The sequence below is a fragment of the Streptosporangium sp. NPDC087985 genome (assembly GCF_044741965.1).
GTDB lineage: Bacteria > Actinomycetota > Actinomycetes > Streptosporangiales > Streptosporangiaceae > Streptosporangium.
This window is the reverse complement of sequence record NZ_JBIUTQ010000001.1, coordinates 746,105-761,754: the sequence shown is the minus strand read 5'-3', so window position 1 is coordinate 761,754 and position 15,650 is coordinate 746,105. Positions and strand designations below refer to the sequence as shown.

The window sequence follows — 15,650 nt, the reverse complement described above, 5'->3', positions numbered from 1 at the left end:
TGTCGCGAGATCTTCAAACCTCTTCATGGGGAGGGCCACCGTGGGCTGCGGATTCTCTGGCTCTCCGCCACCGCACGAGTAAACCCCTGGGTGCGTCTTCGACCGTGAGGGCGTAACAAATGTGGTCGCGCCAAGCACCGTCGATGTGCAGATGCCGCCTTCTGACGCCTTCTTCCCTGAAACCCAGCTTTTCAACCACACGGCGGCTGGCGTGATTCTCCGGCCTTATGTTGGCCTCCACCCGGTGCAGCCCGGTGGTGAAGAAGCAGTGGTCGACCGCCATGGCCACGGCGGTGGGGATGATGCCCCGGCCGGCCAGCGCGCTGTCCACCCAGTAGCCGATCTGGGCCGACCTGGCCGAACCCCAGACGATGGCACCGATGGTGAGCTGCCCGGCGAAGGCGCCCTCGTAGGTGACGACCCAGGGCAGCGCGAGCCCCTGCCTGGCCTCCCTGCGGAGGGTGCCGGTCATCGAGATGTAGGGACCGAGGCCCGTCCTGAACAGGGGGGTCTCGGGGTTGCTCGGCTCCCAGGGGCGGAGCCAGTTGGCGTTACGCAGCCGCGCCTCTCGCCAGACACGCACGTCCCGCAGGCGCAACGGCCGGAGTCCCACCGCGCCTTCCGCCAGGGTCACCGGCCAGCCACGAAGTCGATCCACGCATCCCATCATCCCCCGAAGGCACGCCGACGTGCCATGGAGTCCGCCGGGTGGGTCAGCGCGGGTGGTCTCCCCCGTGGATCTGGTCCACGGCGTGCCTGAGGACGGGCAGGAGTACGGCCATGCCGTCACGGACTCCCCCGGAGGAGCCCGGCAGGTTGACGATCAGGCTGCGGCCCGCCTGCCCGGCGAGGCCGCGGGACAGGATCGAGGTGGGCACCCGGTCGCGGGCCGCATGGCGGATGGCCTCGGCGATGCCCGGGATCTCCCGGTCGAGCACCCGCCCGGTCATCTCCGGGGTGAGGTCGGCCGGGGTCAGCCCGGTGCCGCCGGTGGTGACGATCACGTCGTAGCCCTCGGCCACCCCGGCCCGGAGCGCCGCCTCGACCGGGTCGCCGTCGGGGACCACCCGGGGGCCGTCCACCTCGCAGCCGGCCTCCCGCAGGAGCTCGGCCAGCAGTTTCCCGGATTTATCCTCGTATATCCCGGCGGAGGCCCGGTTGGACGCCGTGATCACCAGAGTTCTGACGGTCATACCGGCCGGGTCCAGACCCCGGTCTTCCCGCCGGTCTTCTCCTCGACCCGGACGTCGGTGATCACAGCCGCCGGGTCCACCGCCTTGACCATGTCGATCAGCGCGAGCGCGGCGACCGCGACCGCGGTCAGCGCCTCCATCTCGACACCGGTCCGGTCCGCGGTCTTGACCCGGGCGACGATCTCCACGCCCCCGTCGACCACGGACAGCTCGACCTTCACCCCGTGCAGCGCGATCGGGTGGCAGAGCGGGATCAGGTCCGGGGTCCGTTTGGCGCCCATGATGCCGGCGATCCGCGCGGTGCCGATCGCGTCGCCCTTGGGGATGTCCCCCGACCGCAGCAGGGCCACGGCCTCGGCGGACAGCAGCACCTTGCCGGTGGCGCTCGCCGTACGGACGGAGACGTCCTTGGCCGAGACGTCCACCATGCGCGCCGCGCCGGTCTCGTCGAGGTGGGTGAATCCATTCATGCGGACACCATGCCTTTCAGGTCGCCGTCCCCGGCACGTTCGCTCACAGCCGGATGACCTCCACGGTCGCGCCTCCGGGCAGCTCGGTGACGTCCTCGGGGACCACGATCAGAGCGTTGGCCGAGGCCAGGGCGGCGAGCTGGTGTGAGCCCTGTCCCCGCACGGGGGCCACCGAGCCGTCGTCGGCCAGCACCGCCCGCAGGTATGACCGCCTGCCCGCGGGCGAGCGGAGCGGCGAGGTGGTCACGGCCCGGACGGTCGGGGTGGGACCGGCGTGCAGGCCGCGCATCTTCAGGAGTGCCGGCCGGACGAACAGCATGAACGACACGAAGGACGACACCGGGTTGCCCGGCAGCGCGAAGATCGGGATCTGGTCCTCGCCCACCACGCCGAACCCCTGGGGCATGCCCGGCTGCATGGCGACGCGGTCGAAGCGGACCGTGCCGAGGGGGGCGAGCGCCTCCTTGACCGGTTCGTAGGCGCCCATCGAGACGCCACCGCTGGTGATCACGACATCGGCCCGCAGGAGCTGGGCGTCGAGCTGGTCGAGGAAGAGCCGGGCGTCGTCGGCCACGACCCCGGCCCGGTATCCCTCACTGCCGGCCTCGCGGACGGCGGCGACCAGGGTGTAGCTGTTGGACTCCCAGATCTGGCCGGGGGCCAGGGGCGTGCCCGGCTCGGCCAGCTCGGCTCCGGTAGAGATCACCACGACCCTCGGGCGGGGCCGTGCCAGCACCCGGCGGCGCCCGACCCCGGCCAGGACGCCCAGCTGAGCCGGCCCGATCAGGGTGCCCGCCGGCAGCACGATCTCACCGGGGAGCACGTCCTCGCCCGCCCGCCGGATCGCGTTCCCCTCCGGCGCCGACCGGTTGATCGTGACCTGGTCCGTGCCGCCGTCGGTCCACTCGACCGGGATCACCGTGTCGGCGCCCTCGGGCATCGGGGCGCCGGTCATGATCCGCGTCACCGTGCCGGGGCCGACGGTGAGCCCCCCGTCGCCGCCGGCCGCGATGTCGCCGATCACCGGGAGCGTCACCGGGACCCGGCTGACGTCCTGCGCCCGTACGGCGTAGCCGTCCATGGCCGAGTTGTCGAACGGCGGCAGCGCGACCGGAGAGGTGATCTCCTCGGCCAGGACGGTGCCCAGTGCGAGCTCCAGGTCGAGCTCCAGCGGGGCGAGCACCCGCACGGTACGCAGGATGTCCGCCAGATGGTCGTCGACCGATCGCATCGGGCTCATGGGGCTCGTCGGGCTCATCGGGAGGCCAGGAATTCCTTCAGCCAGGGCATGAACTCCGGCGCCAGGTCGGGACGGTCCGCGGCGAACTGCACCACCGTGCGGAGGTAGTCGAGCTTGTTGCCGGTGTCGTAGCGACGGCCGCGGAACAGCACGCCGTGGACCGGGCCGCCCTCGGCGCTGCCGCGACCGGCCAGGGTGCGCAGGGCGTCGGTCAGCTGGATCTCGTTGCCACGGCCCGGAGGGGTGTTCTCCAGGACCTCGAACACGGCCGGGTCGATCACGTAGCGGCCGATGACGGCCCAGTTGGACGGGGCGTCCTCGGCGGCGGGCTTCTCCACCAGGTCGGTCACCCGGACCACGTCGTCCTCGGAGGTGAGCTCGATGGCGGCGCAGCCGTACAGGGAGACCTGCTCCTTGGGCACCTCCATCAGCGCGACGACGCTGCCGCCATGGGTGCGGCGCACCTCGATCATGCGTTTGAGGAGTTCGTCGCGGTAGTCGATCAGGTCGTCGCCGAGCAGGCAGGCGAACGGGTTGTCGCCCACGTGCTGCTTGGCGCAGAGTACGGCGTGGCCGAGGCCGCGCGGCTCCCCCTGCCGCACGTAGTGAAGGGTCGCGAGGTCGGCGGGTTCACGCACCTGGGAGAGTCGTTCGTCGTCTCCCTTGGCCTCCAGGAGGTCTTCGAGCTCGATCGCCCGGTCGAAGTGATCCTCGATGGACCGCTTGTTCTTGCCGGTGACCATGAGGACGTCGAGCAGACCGGCGGAGACGGCCTCCTCGACGACATACTGGATCGCGGGCTTGTCGACGATCGGCAGCATCTCCTTGGGAGTGGCCTTGGTCGCCGGCAGGAACCGGGTGCCCAGCCCCGCGGCGGGAACGACGGCTTTGGTCACAGGATGGAAGTCGGCCATAACTCAAACCATAGTGGAGGGATCTGTGGACAAGCTGAAGCTGCGTTCGGCGATCGAGGCCGCACGTGCCTCGATCCCTGAGGACGAGCGGCATGCGGCCTCCGTGCGGACGAGGGAGGCGCTTCTGGATCAGCCCTGGGTCCAGATGGCCGGACTCGTCGCGTGCTACTGGTCGAGCGGCACGGAACCGGCGACCAACGGACTGGTCTTCGCGCTGTGGAAACACGGCGCCACCGTGATCCTCCCGGTGCTCCGCGCCGACAACGATCTCGACTGGGCGGTCTACGACGGGCCCGACACCCTCGCTCCGGGCCGCTTCGGAATCATGGAGCCGGTGGACACCCGGCGGGGCGTCGACGCGATCAGGACCGCGGCCCTGGTGATCGTTCCCGCGCTGGCGGTGGACAGGTCCACCGGAGTACGGCTCGGCCGCGGCGGCGGCTCCTACGACCGGGCACTGGCCCGGGTCGGCCCGAACGTGCCGACGGTCGCCCTGCTGCACGAGGGTGAACTGCTGGAAGATGTCCCCGCCGAGCCCCATGACCTGCCGGTCCGCTACGCGGCTCTGCCGAGCGGAATCACCCGGGTGGCCACCGGACGCGCCTGACAACGGACTGAATACGACACAATGGTCCCCGGAATGAAGATGTTAAGGGGTGCCAGGTGAGATGGGACGTCTGGCTGCTTCTGGGTGCCGGAATCGTCATCGCGGCCATCCTGGCGGTGCGGGTCGCCCATCGGAGCGGACTGCCGAGCCTCCTCATCTTCCTGGGCTTCGGCCTGGTCATCGGCGAGTCCGGCTTCGGGCTCCAGTTCGAGAACCCTGAGCTCGCCCAGCAGATGGGGTTGATCGCCCTGGCGATCATCCTCGCCGAGGGTGGCCTGACCACCAACTGGAACCACGTCAAGCGTTCCGTCCCGACCGCGATAGTGCTGGCCACCGTCGGTGTCGGGGTGAGCGTCGCGGCCGTCGCGATCCCGGTGCGCCTGCTGCTCGGCATGGAATGGCGGACCTCGCTGCTGCTCGGCGCGATCCTCGCGTCCACCGACGCCGCGGCCGTCTTCTCCGTTCTGCGCCGCCTCCCCCTGCCCCCGCGCCTGGCGGGCATCCTGGAGGCCGAGTCCGGTCTCAACGACGCGCCCACCGTCATCGCCGTGATGCTGCTGAGCGCCGCTGCCTCGCCCAGCCTGGGAAACGCGCTGCTGCTGGTCGTCTTCGAGCTGGTGGTGGGCGCGATCGCCGGCCTGGCCGTCGGGCCGCTGGGCGTCTACGCGCTGCGCCGCATCGCGCTGCCGGTCTCCGGCCTCTATCCGCTCGCGGTGCTCGCGCTGGCGTTCGTCGCCTACGCCGGAGCCGTACTCCTGCACGGCAGCGGGTTCCTGGCGGTCTACCTGGCCTCCCTGGTGATGGGCAACTCCCGGATGCCCCACCGGGGCTCCTCCCGGGGATTCGCCGAGGGCGTGGCCTGGCTGGCCCAGATCGGCCTGTTCGTCATGCTCGGCATCCTGGCCAACCCGTCGGAGATGTCGTCGGCGATCGTCCCGGGCCTGGTGACGGGGCTGATCCTGGTCCTGGTGGCCCGGCCGCTGTCGATCGTCGTCTCGGCCTTCCTGGTACGGCTGGCGCGGGTCGGCCGCCTGAACTGGCGGGAACAGGCGTTCCTGTCGTGGGCGGGACTGCGCGGGGCGGTGCCCATCGTGCTGGCCACCATCCCCTGGGCCGCCACCACGGTGGCCAACGGCACCGCCAAGCTCGTGTTCAACGAGGTCTTCGTCATCGTCGTCGTCTACACCCTGGTGCAGGGGCCGACGCTGCCCTTCGTGGCGAAGCTGCTCGGGCTCTCCACCCCCGACGAGGCCCGTGATCTGGAGGTGGAGTCGGCTCCGCTGGAGGAGCTCAACGCCGACCTGCTGCAGATCACGGTGCCGCCGACCTCCAAGCTGCATGGCGTGGAGATCTTCGAGCTGAGACTGCCCACCGACGCCCAGGTCACGCTGATCGTCAGGGACGGCCGGACGTTCGTGCCCACCGACTCCACAAGGATCATGCTCGACGACCAGCTCCTGGTCGTGACCACCGCGGCCTGCAGGGATGCGGCCGAGAGACGGATACGGGCGATCAGCCGCAGGGGCAAACTCGCCGGCTGGTTCGGCGAGCGGGGCGCCTGATCCACGTGGAATGCGATGGCTCCGACTCGCGTTTATGCCTGTCGGCTGCGTACCATTAGCAGTCGCGTCAGTAGAGTGCCAATCGGCGCGGACCTAAAAGGAGGAGCGCGTGCCCACCTACCAGTACGCCTGTAGTGCATGCGGCAACGAGTTCGACATCGTCCAGAAGTTCTCCGACGATGCGCTCACCGAGTGCCCGAAGTGCGCCGGCGATCTCCGCAAGGTGTTCTCCGCGGTCGGCATCGTCTTCAAGGGTTCGGGTTTCTACCGGACCGACAGCCGGTCCTCCGCCACCAGCACGGTGAGCTCCAGCAGCACGGGCGCGTCGTCCTCATCGACCTCCGACTCGTCCAGCTCGTCCGGTTCCTCCGGCTCGTCGACGGAGTCCACGAGCTCGGCGCCGGCGAAGGCCACGAGCAGCCCGGCGGCCGCGGCCTCCTGAGCCGCCCACCCCGCGACGGAGCCCGCCCCCGCGGGGGACGGGTCAGCCGTTCCGCGGGCGATCAGCCGTTCTGCGGGTTATCAGCCTTTTCCACCGGCGACCAGCCGTTCCGCGGGCGATCGGCCGCCGAGCCGAGCAGCTCGCGAGGGAGACTGCGCAGCAGCTCACGGAGCTTGGGATGCCCCTCGGGGTCCCAGTCCTGGATCAGCCGCCCGAGGCCCTCACGGGCCTCCACGACCAGCCGATCGGCCGCCCGCTCCCCGGCCGGGGTGAGCGCCAGGACGCCGTCACCGTCCCTGCTGACCAGGCCACGCGCGACCAGCAGATCCTCGTACGGCCTGCCCCTTTCGACCGGCACCCCCGCTCTCTCGGCGAGTTCGACGCCCGCCTGAGGACCATGGGTGCCCAGCCGCGTGACCAGCCATACGGCGCCGGGGGGCAGATTCACACCGGCCAGGTCGCCCAGACGGCGGTAGTAGTCCCTGCGCATGTCCACGTCGGCCAGCCGCCGCAGCCCCCGCTCGACCTCGTCGAGCGAGGAGCGCGCGGTGGGCACGGCGCCGCAGCACTCGCCCAGGTCGGCGGGCTTGGTCGTCTCCCGCAGGGGCACCTCCGGCAGCAGCCAGGCCGCGGCGAAGGCGACCAGGGCCACCGGCGCGCTGTAGAGGAACACGTGGGCGATCGCGTCGGCATACGTTCCGAGGAACGCCACGGCGGTCTCCGCCGGCAGCGTCCGGATGGCCGTCGGATCCGACTGGACCGTCCTCTCCAGCCCCGGCGGAACCCGCACCGTCCGCGAGAGCCGTACCAGATCGTCGCCGAGCCGTGAGGTGAAGATCGCCCCGGAGACCGCGACGCCGAAGGAGCCGCCGATCAGGCGGAAGAAGGTGGCCCCCGAGGTCGCCACTCCGAGGTCCTCGAAGCCGGCGGCGTTCTGCACCACGATCACCAGCACCTGCATCACCAGGCCGATGCCGACGCCCAGCAAGAGCAGGTAGGCGCTCAGCCGGAAGGTGGAGACGTCCGCGCCGATGGACGAGAGCAGACCGAGGGCGAGCGTCACGATCGCGGTGCCGAGGATCGGGAAGATCTTGTATCTCCCGGTGCGCGTGATGATCTGGCCACTGGCGATCGAGGTCGCCAGCAGGCCGCCCATCAGCGGCAGCAGGTGGATCCCGGACATCGTGGGCGAGACCCCCTGGACGACCTGGAGGAACAGCGGCAGGTAGGTGAGCGAGCCGAACATCGCGAATCCCACGACGAAACCGATCAGCGAGGCCACGTTGAAGGCCCTCAGCCTGAACAGGCGCAACGGCAGCACCGGTTCCCTGGCCCGCCTCTCCGCCCGCCGCCAGAGCACCAACAGCGCCACCGAGGCGGCCCCCAGCCCGACGACGACCGGATCGCCCCAGGGGTAGACGGTCCCGCCCCAGGTGGTCATCAGCACCAGGCAGGCGGCCGCGCCGCCGAGGAAGACCATGCCGAGGTAGTCGATGGTGTGCCGGGTCCGCTCCGTACCGGACGGCAGCGCCGAGGAGACCACGGCCAGCGCGAGGACCCCGATCGGCAGGTTGACGTAGAAGACCCAGTGCCAGGAGAGGTGATCCACGAAGAGGCCGCCGAGCAGCGGGCCCGCGACGCTGGAGACAGCGAACACGGCGCCGAAGAATCCCTGGTACCTCCCCCGCTCGCGGACGGGCACGATGTCCCCGACGATCGCCTGGGCGAGCACCATGAGCCCACCACCGCCGAGCCCCTGCAGGGCGCGGAAGCCGATGAGCTCACCCATGTTCCGCGACAGGCCGCAGAGTGCCGAGCCCGCCAGGAAGATGACGATCGCCGCCTGGAACAGCCTCTTCCTGCCGTACTGGTCCCCGAGCTTGCCCCACAGGGGCGTCGAGACCGTCGAGGAGAGCATGTAGGCGGTGACCACCCAGGACAGCTCCCCCAGGCCGCCCAGATCACTGACGATCGTCGGCAGCGCGGTCGAGACGATCGTCTGGTCCAGCGCGGCGAGCAGCATGCCGAGCATGAGCGCGCCGATGATGATCCCCAGACCCTCCGTGCGCCGCGCGTGCCGTGGAGACCGCCGGGCATTCATCGTGAGCCCCGCCGAGACCGCCGGGCGCTCATCATGAGCCCCGCACATGCCGCTGAGACCGCCGAGCGTTCATCCGACCCCCCGATCGGTGTACGGCAGATCCTACCCAGCGTGACCGGTCAGCTACCCCGGAGGGCACCTCGGAAGGCGCACCGAGGCCCGTCGGGGGGCACGTCAGGGTGCACGGTTATCCACAGGGCGTGGCCGCGTTATCCACAGGGTGGGGGCGGTCTCCTCAGGCGGTCGGCGAGGGCGCTAATCTCTGCGACATGGTTACTCGCGCGGACATCGGGGTCATCGGCGGCTCGGGCTTCTACTCCCTGCTCGACGACGCCACGGAGGTCGAGGTCACCACCCCCTACGGCCCTCCCAGCGACGTCATCACCGTCGGCAGGATCGGGTCCCGTTCGGTGGCCTTCCTGCCCCGGCACGGCCGCGACCACCGTTTCTCGCCCCACCGCATCCCCTACCGCGCCAACCTGTGGGCCCTGCGCTCCCTCGGCGTCCGCCAGGTTCTGGCCCCCAGCGCCGTCGGCTCCCTCCGCCCCGAGGTCGGCCCCGGCACCCTGGTCGTCCCGGACCAGTTCGTCGACCGCACCTCCGGCCGCGTGCAGACCTACTACGACACCGACGGCGTCGTGCACGTCTCCTTCGCCGACCCCTACTGCCCGACCGGCCGGGCGGCGGCCGTCTCCACCGCCCAGACCTCCCAGTGGGACCTGGTCGACGGCGGCACCCTGGTGGTCATCGAAGGCCCCCGCTTCTCCACTCGCGCCGAGTCCCGCTGGTTCACCGCCAACGGCTGGACGGTCGTCGGCATGACCGGCTTCCCCGAGGCCGTGCTCGCCCGTGAGCTGGCCCTCTGCTACACCTCGCTGTCCCTGGTCACCGACCACGACGCCGGAGTCGAGGCCGGCGAGGGAGTGACCCACGAGGAGGTCCTCGCCTTCTTCGGTACCAACATCGCCCGCATGCGCTCCCTCGTCACCGACGTCGTCACCGCCCTGCCCGAGGAGCGCACCTGCGCCTGCGGCAGCGTGCTGGACGGCCTCAAGCTCCCCTTCGACCTCCCCCGGTAACCCCGCCCCGCTCCGCCGTACAAGGGCACCCGCCCCGCTCCGCCGTACGGCAGAGCACCCGGCCCCGCTCCGCCGTACGGCGGAGCACCCCGTCACGGGCTCCGCGCCGCCCGGCTCTCCCCCGCTGGAGTCAGTCATGCGCGCCTTCCGCCGTCTCCTCGGCCGTCGCCATCGCCTCATCGCCGCCGCCGTCGCCGCCCTGGCGACGGTATGCGCCCTCGTCGGCCTGCGGCCGGACACCGCCTCGGTGACCGTTCTCGCCGCGGCCCGTGACCTCCCCGGCGGCACGCTGGAGGCCGCCGACCTGAAGACGGTCGCCCTGCGGCCCGACACGGTGCCCGACGGCGCCGTGAAGCCCGGCACGCCGGTCGCCGGGAGGGTCCTGGCCGGTCCCATGCGCCGTGGGGAAGCGCTGACGGACGCCCGGCTGCTCGGCCCAAGCCTGCTCGCCGCCTACGGCCCGGGAACGGTCGCCACCCCCGTCCGGGTCGCCGACCCGGAGACCGCGCGCCTGCTCTCCCCCGGCGACGTCGTGAACGTTCTCGCCGCCCCCTCCACCTGGGAGGGCGCCGCCCCCGCCCGGACCGTGGCCGAAGACGTCACGGTCCTCACCACTCCGGGCGGGGAACAGGGCCAGGGCGCGCTCATCGTGCTGGCGACAACCTCCGACCAGGCCGTCGAACTCGCCTCGGCCCAGGCGGGCGGGCACCTGTCGATCACGATCAACCATCACCGGGGCTGACGGGCAGGGCGCCGAACTCCTCGCGGCCACCGCCCACCGCTCTCCGTGCCGCCCCGGTGAGGTGACGGTCTACAGCAGAGAGCCCAGCTCCGGGTCGTACTCCCAGTGCCAGGGCTCGAACGGGCTGACATAGGCCCACTGCGGGTGGAACCAGCCGAACTTCTTACCGTTGGCCTCCACCCAGTTGAACTGGGGCGACCGGAAGCGTTCGACCCCGCCGCACAGGTCGACGGCGAGCCCCAGACCATGGTTGCTCCGGCCCGGGATGGCGGCGAAGCCTGGGCGGCGGTAGTAGACCGACTGCTGCTCGGCCAGGCTCCGGTAGCTGTCGGTCACGCACATGGGGGTGCCGAACTGCCTCCGGTATGCCTCGTTGAGGCTGATGAACGCGAGCGCCGCGTCCCCCCGCAACTCGTTGCCCGGCTGCTGGAGGGGGCACAGGTAGGCCTTCGGGATCAGCCCGTTGGCGAACTCGTTCGCCGACAACGCCTTGGTCGGAGCACAGCCCGCCGCGGGCTGCCCTCCCTTGTCGATCTTCACTCCCAGCTTCACCAGAGCCTGGGACAGCGATTTCACAATCTTGTCCGAACGCACCCTGAGCGTCTCGATCTCGGCACCCATCTGCGCCTCCGCCAGCAGGCTGGTCGCCCGCAGCTCCTGCGCCTGGGCGGCCAGCCGTTCACGCTCGGCCTGCAGTTTGCCGGTGTCCTGGAGGAACTGCTCCCGCTCGGCCACGAGCTGGGAGACGTCGGCCATGGCCCGCAGGGTCGACCCGTCGGCCGCGCCGGACAGGAACGCGGCCAGGTCGCTGCCTGTGGACTGCTGGTAGAGCTGCCCGACGAGGTCCGACAGCGGCTGCCGCACCTGGGCGAAGGCCTTCTCCGCGACCTGCAGCTCGCGCAACTTGGCGGTGAGCTCCTTCTGCGAGGCCTGGATCTTGGCCCGCCGCTGCTCCAGCGCCTTCGTCGCGTTCTCCAGGTCCTTGGACGCCCTCTCCGCCTCACGGCGCAGCTCGGTGAGGTTCGTGGGGTCACGGCGCAGCTCGGAGAGACTCACGGACTGGTGAGCGGGGAGACCCGCGAATTGGTGAGCGGCGAGACTCACGGGCTCGTGGGTGGCGACGGACCTGGTCTCCATCGGCGCCCGCTCTGCGGCAGCGGCCCCCGGCAAAAGGGAGATCATGGTCGCGACAACGGCGATCAGACCCGCTGATCGACGAGGTGGCACGTTCGACCCCTCCGTTTGCGAACTCGTGACCTGGGTCAGGCACGCACGCTACTACAGCTCGCCGAGTGTCCGAGCCAGACTCCCCTCAGCCGATATGCGTAGAACACCCCGTTTGACGACCCGACCCCTCAGGCCTCCCGCCGCTCCCGCTCCCGGCAGACCTTCCACAGCCAGGTCTCCCGCCATTCGACCGGGCATCTGAACCGGAGCGTCCGCCCATGCTTCGGTGGCATCCACCTCATCCGGGGGATCCCGGCCAGCCCGAGCGTCCGTACCCGTGCTCCGAACAGCCTGGGCGTCCGCGTCCCGGCCGGCCCGGGCGTCCGCACTCCAGGCGTCCGCACTCCGGCCGGCCCGGGCGTCCGCGTTCCGGGCAGGCCTGGCGTCCGCGTTCCGGGCAGCCGGCGCGCATCTTTCCGCACGGTGTCGGGAACATCCACCGGGACGATCTCCGCCGTGGAGCGACGCACGTCCATCCCGCCCCTGGACGCCCGGATCTCGTACCTCCGGCCGGAGAAGGGGGGCACCAGCCTCGGCTCGAAGGCCCCATCCCGGACCGACGGCATCACCACCGGCACGACGACGGCCCCGTTCCCCGGAGAGCCCGCCACGGCGGCAGCCTCCCGAGAGCTCTCGTCGCGCCTCTCGAGCTCGGCCGTCAGGAGACCGCCCGCCAGAAGCGCAGGCGCCAGCATCGCCCCACACAGCACCAGCGGCTGCAGCGCGCGACGCCCCCGGATCCGCTTCCGTCGCTGTTCAGTCACGGACGGCGACGCTAGCCATGCATGACCCGAGATTTCCGCCCACTTACCCTCTCTTTACCGCAGATCAGTGAAGTGATGACCCATCATTCGTCACCCACCCACCCTCCAGCCGCACATCCACTCGCCGTTTTCGCTACTCTTACCTGTAGCCCCTGCCTCCGTAGCTCAGGGGATAGAGCACCGCTCTCCTAAAGCGGGTGTCGCATGTTCGAATCATGCCGGGGGCACTCTTCTTACCAGCGACCATGCCCTCGACCTGGGGCTTAGCGCACCCTCTTTTAACGATCACATGCAGCCGGGTGCCGCCGTGGGCAGCCATATGTCAGCGGTCGCGGGACATACGCGGGACGATCTTGCCGGCATATCCGCAGTTCGCAGCTATCCCCGAGCAGCAGCGCGACCAGAGACATCGCTGACAAGCCGTCGCGAGTGGTAGGAAGGTGCCGCTGTTGACGGCGCCCAGGGGAAGAGACCTAACGTGAGCGAGGAACTTCGCCTGCGCTGGACCAGTCAAGTCCACTACCTGCCCGGGAATCGGTTCCGGTGCCCTCCGAGAGAGGTTCCCACGCGCACATCGGAAGCGCGGCTCCGCTCTCTGATGCAGACCGAGAAGTGGGCTCCGGAGGAGTGTGCGGCAACGCTCGTCCACCTGGCCGCGCACTCGCTGAAAGACGGTGAGCAGGAGTTCGGTCGGGCACTAACAATCGAAGCGATGCAAACGGGCCCGGCGGAGTGGGGCAATCGACATGTTGAGGCCGTCGCCTATCTCCTCGCCAGCCTGGTTTACGACATGGCGACGCGTGCCGAAGATACCGAAGCCTGGGAAGCTGCCGCTGAACACTTCGCGATAGCCGCTGCCCAGTTCGTCTTGTGCGAGCAAGACGATCTAGCTCTCAACTGCCTTCACTCTGGGTTGAACTGTGTGCAGAAGTACGAAGGCCTAGCTGCGAGCCGAGCGGCCTCAGCCTTGATTCAGGGTTCGATAGCTCTGAGGGCAAGCACAGACGAGACGATCGGCTCGGAGCTTCACAACTTGTATCAGCGCCTCGGGTACACCATGTGCGGTTCAACAGCGGACCTCAACGCGATGATTCTCCTGCACCAGGCAGCCAAGGGCATGGACTTCACTCTCGCCATAGAATCTCCCGGCCCACTCATACCTTCCTCACGGCTCCGCCAACGCCTGGACGGGGCCGAGACTCGTGCGTCCCTCCCCCCTGATCCGGAGTTTCCTTTCGGTGTCGAGAGCGCCATGCTCTACTACGTGGGTTCCGGCGAAGCCGAACCGGAGAGCGACCCCGAGGCACGGCAACGCAATCTGCAGCGCGTAACTGATCGCTGGATCAGTAGCAACCTCCACATGACCCGGAATTTACTGCGGAACCGCCTAATTGGGCTTGACGAAGTGCAGGCAGTGTTGCCCGAGGACACCGTCCTGATCTCCTTATTCCTCGCTGAGATGCGTGACGGCACCACCGGCACGCCACGGGCAAGCACCCAGGGCCTAGCCGTGACCCGCGAGGGATTTGATCACCGCACTATGGCTATGCAAGACGTCCATGGCGGGTTGATGGAGTTCACTCGCGCAGGGCATACGCTCTTCGCCCACCCTTCGGTCGGCCCCATCACGGCGCTGCGGCAAGCTGTGGTCACCGACCCACTACACCGCCCGGTGAGCCGTGATGCCCAGCAGCAGCTCTCCGAGGCAAGCCACCACTGCCTCGCCGGTCTCGCAGCTTGCCTGCCCCGTTGGCGCGCGCAGGGCAAACGCCACCTGTGTATCTGGCCGAACGGGCCATTGCACTATGTGCCCTTCCACCTCCTGTCTGTGGCAGGCAAGCCCGTGGCCGATGACTGGATCGTCACGCAAATACCGAGCCTGTCCTTCTTGCGCCCCATCCTGCACACCTCACCCTCCGAGAAACGAGGCTTGGTCGCGTTCGCGTCGGCTGACGGCGGCGCCCGGCACGGCTTGGATTCCCAGGAAGCCTTGGAACAGCAGGCGTCAATGGTGGCGAACGCTATGGGCGGCACTGCGGTGCTGAGAAACGCCGTTACGCCCCGTCGCTTCCTCGCCGACCTCGCCAACGCTCGCTATGTCCATGTGGCGGCCCACGGAGCACACAACGAGTGGGCTTCGTGGTACCAGTGCTTGTTCCTGTCACCGGCTACGGATACCGACGGCCGCGTCTTTGCCCACGACATCCTTCGGACCGATTTGCGCGGCGTCGAACTTGTCACCATGAGTTCGTGTGAGTCGGCGCTGGGCCGGTTCGACCTCAACGACAACCTGCGCGGCCTGCCCGCCGCTTTCATGGCAGCTGGCGCTTCGGCCGTCATCGGATGCCTCTGGCCAGTACACCCGCAGGTGGCTACGGTTTTCTTCACCGCGCTGTACGAGCAGCTCTCCACGAACCCCGACCGAAGGTCCGCTTTCCGAGCCGCGCAGACCCACACGCGCAACCTTTATGCGGCCTACCGTGACTGGGGTGCTTTCTGTTTCATCGGTGACTGGCGCGCCGCGGAATCGACTCAAGGAGCACTTTGATCCACTATCTGGACCTAGACACGGCTGCGCCTATTCTCCATGACATTGAGCTGGTGGCCGAGCCACGACTGAACGCGCCCGCGTCACCGCCCCACCTGAAGGAGAGGGTGTCTCTCGGCGCGGTCGTGCGGGCGCTGACAGCAGAGGAGGCCGCGGCGGGTGAAGAGGAGTGGAGTGATTTCCTTAAATCGGAGTCACCCCACAGCGATTACTTCATGCTGAGCATGGTGTGCGCATTCCGGCCTACCGGGAACGGCGATCCCTTCGTCGACGCGGCCGTCGGCATACAGCTGGAGTCTCCCGGCAAGGCGGACGATCAGCAACCGATTGCATGGTCGATATCACCCAAGAAACGCTTGGTTCCAGCAAGACGAGCGGCGCGAATCGCGCTGACCGCCAAGCTCGCCATTGTCGAGTCCAGTGTGGAGTTCTCCCCGGAAGGTGAACACGAGGAGCTCTTCGTAGTGGGGATGGGCGAGCGGGACAGCGATCCTGAGTGGAGATTTCGCAAGACCAGCAGTACGCCATTGATCGGTGACGAGACGCTCACCGTCATCGTCAAGACTCCCGCCGGGGCACCCACGCGGGCTCGGATTTCCGTGGCGGCCACCGTCAGACACCGGCGCCTAGGCATTATCCCCTACCGGGCTGAATTGCCTCCCGTACTTCGAATAATCAATCTCCGTTCACAGTGAAAGACGACTATCTCAGCCAGAGAGACGTGATCTGGTGATCTCGGACGGACGTACTGAACAAGAAAG

Annotated in this window: 15 protein-coding genes and 1 tRNA gene; 8 read left to right on the top strand and 8 right to left on the bottom strand. The window is 69.1% G+C overall.

Annotated features, from left to right (window positions below; all coding sequences use genetic code 11):
- Positions 1-13 precede the first annotated feature (13 nt).
- From ACIN94_RS03695 to galU, 5 genes are read right to left on the bottom strand one after another with little or no spacing between them, the layout of a single operon-like run.
- The gene (locus tag ACIN94_RS03695; RefSeq protein ID WP_400699953.1) at positions 14-667 is read right to left on the bottom strand and encodes a GNAT family N-acetyltransferase; all 654 of its coding nucleotides are present in this window, start codon (positions 665-667) and stop codon (positions 14-16) included.
- Positions 668-713: 46 nt separating this feature from the next.
- The gene (locus tag ACIN94_RS03690) at positions 714-1,193 is read right to left on the bottom strand and encodes a molybdenum cofactor biosynthesis protein B (RefSeq protein WP_400699134.1); all 480 of its coding nucleotides are present in this window, start codon (positions 1,191-1,193) and stop codon (positions 714-716) included.
- Positions 1,190-1,663, bottom strand: coding sequence for a cyclic pyranopterin monophosphate synthase MoaC (moaC, locus tag ACIN94_RS03685; RefSeq protein ID WP_400699131.1), 474 nt, complete (start codon positions 1,661-1,663; stop codon positions 1,190-1,192). The genes ACIN94_RS03690 and moaC overlap by 4 nt, the downstream gene beginning before the upstream one ends.
- A 43-nt stretch (positions 1,664-1,706) precedes the next feature.
- Entirely contained in the window at positions 1,707-2,894 is a 1,188-nt protein-coding gene (gene glp / locus ACIN94_RS03680) for a gephyrin-like molybdotransferase Glp (RefSeq protein ID WP_400699951.1), read from the bottom strand.
- A 23-nt stretch (positions 2,895-2,917) separates the two neighbouring features.
- A complete protein-coding gene (galU, locus tag ACIN94_RS03675) occupies positions 2,918-3,817 on the bottom strand; it encodes a UTP--glucose-1-phosphate uridylyltransferase GalU (RefSeq protein ID WP_400699128.1) in 900 nt (299 codons plus the stop codon).
- A 25-nt stretch (positions 3,818-3,842) separates the two neighbouring features.
- Between galU and ACIN94_RS03670 the strand changes: the two genes are divergently transcribed.
- The 3 genes from ACIN94_RS03670 (at position 3,843) to ACIN94_RS03660 (ending at position 6,428) form a co-directional block, all read left to right on the top strand.
- Positions 3,843-4,424 (top strand): 5-formyltetrahydrofolate cyclo-ligase, encoded by a 582-nt coding sequence (locus tag ACIN94_RS03670; RefSeq protein ID WP_400699125.1) that lies wholly within the window; start codon positions 3,843-3,845, stop codon positions 4,422-4,424.
- Positions 4,425-4,480: 56 nt separating this feature from the next.
- Entirely contained in the window at positions 4,481-5,986 is a 1,506-nt protein-coding gene (locus tag ACIN94_RS03665) for a potassium/proton antiporter (RefSeq protein ID WP_400699122.1), read from the top strand.
- A gap of 109 nt (positions 5,987-6,095) precedes the next feature.
- Positions 6,096-6,428, top strand: coding sequence for an FmdB family zinc ribbon protein (locus ACIN94_RS03660; protein ID WP_400699120.1), 333 nt, complete (start codon positions 6,096-6,098; stop codon positions 6,426-6,428).
- 61 nt (positions 6,429-6,489) lie between these two features.
- Here ACIN94_RS03660 and ACIN94_RS03655 read toward each other — a convergent pair whose 3' ends face one another.
- The gene (locus ACIN94_RS03655; protein WP_400699118.1) at positions 6,490-8,529 is read right to left on the bottom strand and encodes an MFS transporter; all 2,040 of its coding nucleotides are present in this window, start codon (positions 8,527-8,529) and stop codon (positions 6,490-6,492) included.
- A gap of 269 nt (positions 8,530-8,798) precedes the next feature.
- Between ACIN94_RS03655 and ACIN94_RS03650 the strand changes: the two genes are divergently transcribed.
- Both ACIN94_RS03650 and ACIN94_RS03645 read left to right on the top strand, forming a co-directional pair.
- Positions 8,799-9,608, top strand: a complete 810-nt coding sequence (locus tag ACIN94_RS03650; RefSeq protein WP_400699115.1) for an S-methyl-5'-thioadenosine phosphorylase — start codon at positions 8,799-8,801, stop codon at positions 9,606-9,608.
- Between the two features lie 136 nt (positions 9,609-9,744).
- Positions 9,745-10,350, top strand: a complete 606-nt coding sequence (locus ACIN94_RS03645) for a flagellar biosynthesis protein FlgA (RefSeq protein WP_400699112.1) — start codon at positions 9,745-9,747, stop codon at positions 10,348-10,350.
- A gap of 69 nt (positions 10,351-10,419) precedes the next feature.
- Here ACIN94_RS03645 and ACIN94_RS03640 read toward each other — a convergent pair whose 3' ends face one another.
- Together ACIN94_RS03640 and ACIN94_RS03635 are read right to left on the bottom strand one after the other, a co-directional pair.
- On the bottom strand, positions 10,420-11,532 hold the full coding sequence (locus ACIN94_RS03640) for a D-alanyl-D-alanine carboxypeptidase family protein (RefSeq protein ID WP_400699110.1): 1,113 nt from the start codon (positions 11,530-11,532) through the stop codon (positions 10,420-10,422).
- Between the two features lie 173 nt (positions 11,533-11,705).
- The gene (locus tag ACIN94_RS03635; protein WP_400699107.1) at positions 11,706-12,341 is read right to left on the bottom strand and encodes a hypothetical protein; all 636 of its coding nucleotides are present in this window, start codon (positions 12,339-12,341) and stop codon (positions 11,706-11,708) included.
- Positions 12,342-12,495: 154 nt separating this feature from the next.
- On the opposite strand from ACIN94_RS03635, the gene ACIN94_RS03630 reads away from it, so the two are divergent.
- The 3 genes from ACIN94_RS03630 (at position 12,496) to ACIN94_RS03620 (ending at position 15,584) form a co-directional block, all read left to right on the top strand.
- Positions 12,496-12,568, top strand: a tRNA-Arg gene (locus tag ACIN94_RS03630).
- Between the two features lie 371 nt (positions 12,569-12,939).
- A complete protein-coding gene (locus ACIN94_RS03625) occupies positions 12,940-14,889 on the top strand; it encodes a CHAT domain-containing protein (protein WP_400699104.1) in 1,950 nt (649 codons plus the stop codon).
- On the top strand, positions 14,886-15,584 hold the full coding sequence (locus tag ACIN94_RS03620; protein ID WP_400699101.1) for a hypothetical protein: 699 nt from the start codon (positions 14,886-14,888) through the stop codon (positions 15,582-15,584). The genes ACIN94_RS03625 and ACIN94_RS03620 overlap by 4 nt, the downstream gene beginning before the upstream one ends.
- Positions 15,585-15,650 lie beyond the last annotated feature (66 nt).

Coding starts and splice junctions, on each gene's coding strand:
- ACIN94_RS03695 (WP_400699953.1), bottom strand. CDS start 667: ATGGGATGCGTGGATCGACTTCGTGGCTGGCCGGTGACCCTGGCGGAA.
- ACIN94_RS03690 (WP_400699134.1), bottom strand. CDS start 1,193: ATGACCGTCAGAACTCTGGTGATCACGGCGTCCAACCGGGCCTCCGCC.
- moaC (WP_400699131.1), bottom strand. CDS start 1,663: ATGAATGGATTCACCCACCTCGACGAGACCGGCGCGGCGCGCATGGTG.
- glp (WP_400699951.1), bottom strand. CDS start 2,894: ATGCGATCGGTCGACGACCATCTGGCGGACATCCTGCGTACCGTGCGG.
- galU (WP_400699128.1), bottom strand. CDS start 3,817: ATGGCCGACTTCCATCCTGTGACCAAAGCCGTCGTTCCCGCCGCGGGG.
- ACIN94_RS03655 (WP_400699118.1), bottom strand. CDS start 8,529: ATGAATGCCCGGCGGTCTCCACGGCACGCGCGGCGCACGGAGGGTCTG.
- ACIN94_RS03650 (WP_400699115.1), top strand. CDS start 8,799: ATGGTTACTCGCGCGGACATCGGGGTCATCGGCGGCTCGGGCTTCTAC.
- ACIN94_RS03645 (WP_400699112.1), top strand. CDS start 9,745: ATGCGCGCCTTCCGCCGTCTCCTCGGCCGTCGCCATCGCCTCATCGCC.
- ACIN94_RS03640 (WP_400699110.1), bottom strand. CDS start 11,532: ATGATCTCCCTTTTGCCGGGGGCCGCTGCCGCAGAGCGGGCGCCGATG.
- ACIN94_RS03625 (WP_400699104.1), top strand. CDS start 12,940: ATGCAGACCGAGAAGTGGGCTCCGGAGGAGTGTGCGGCAACGCTCGTC.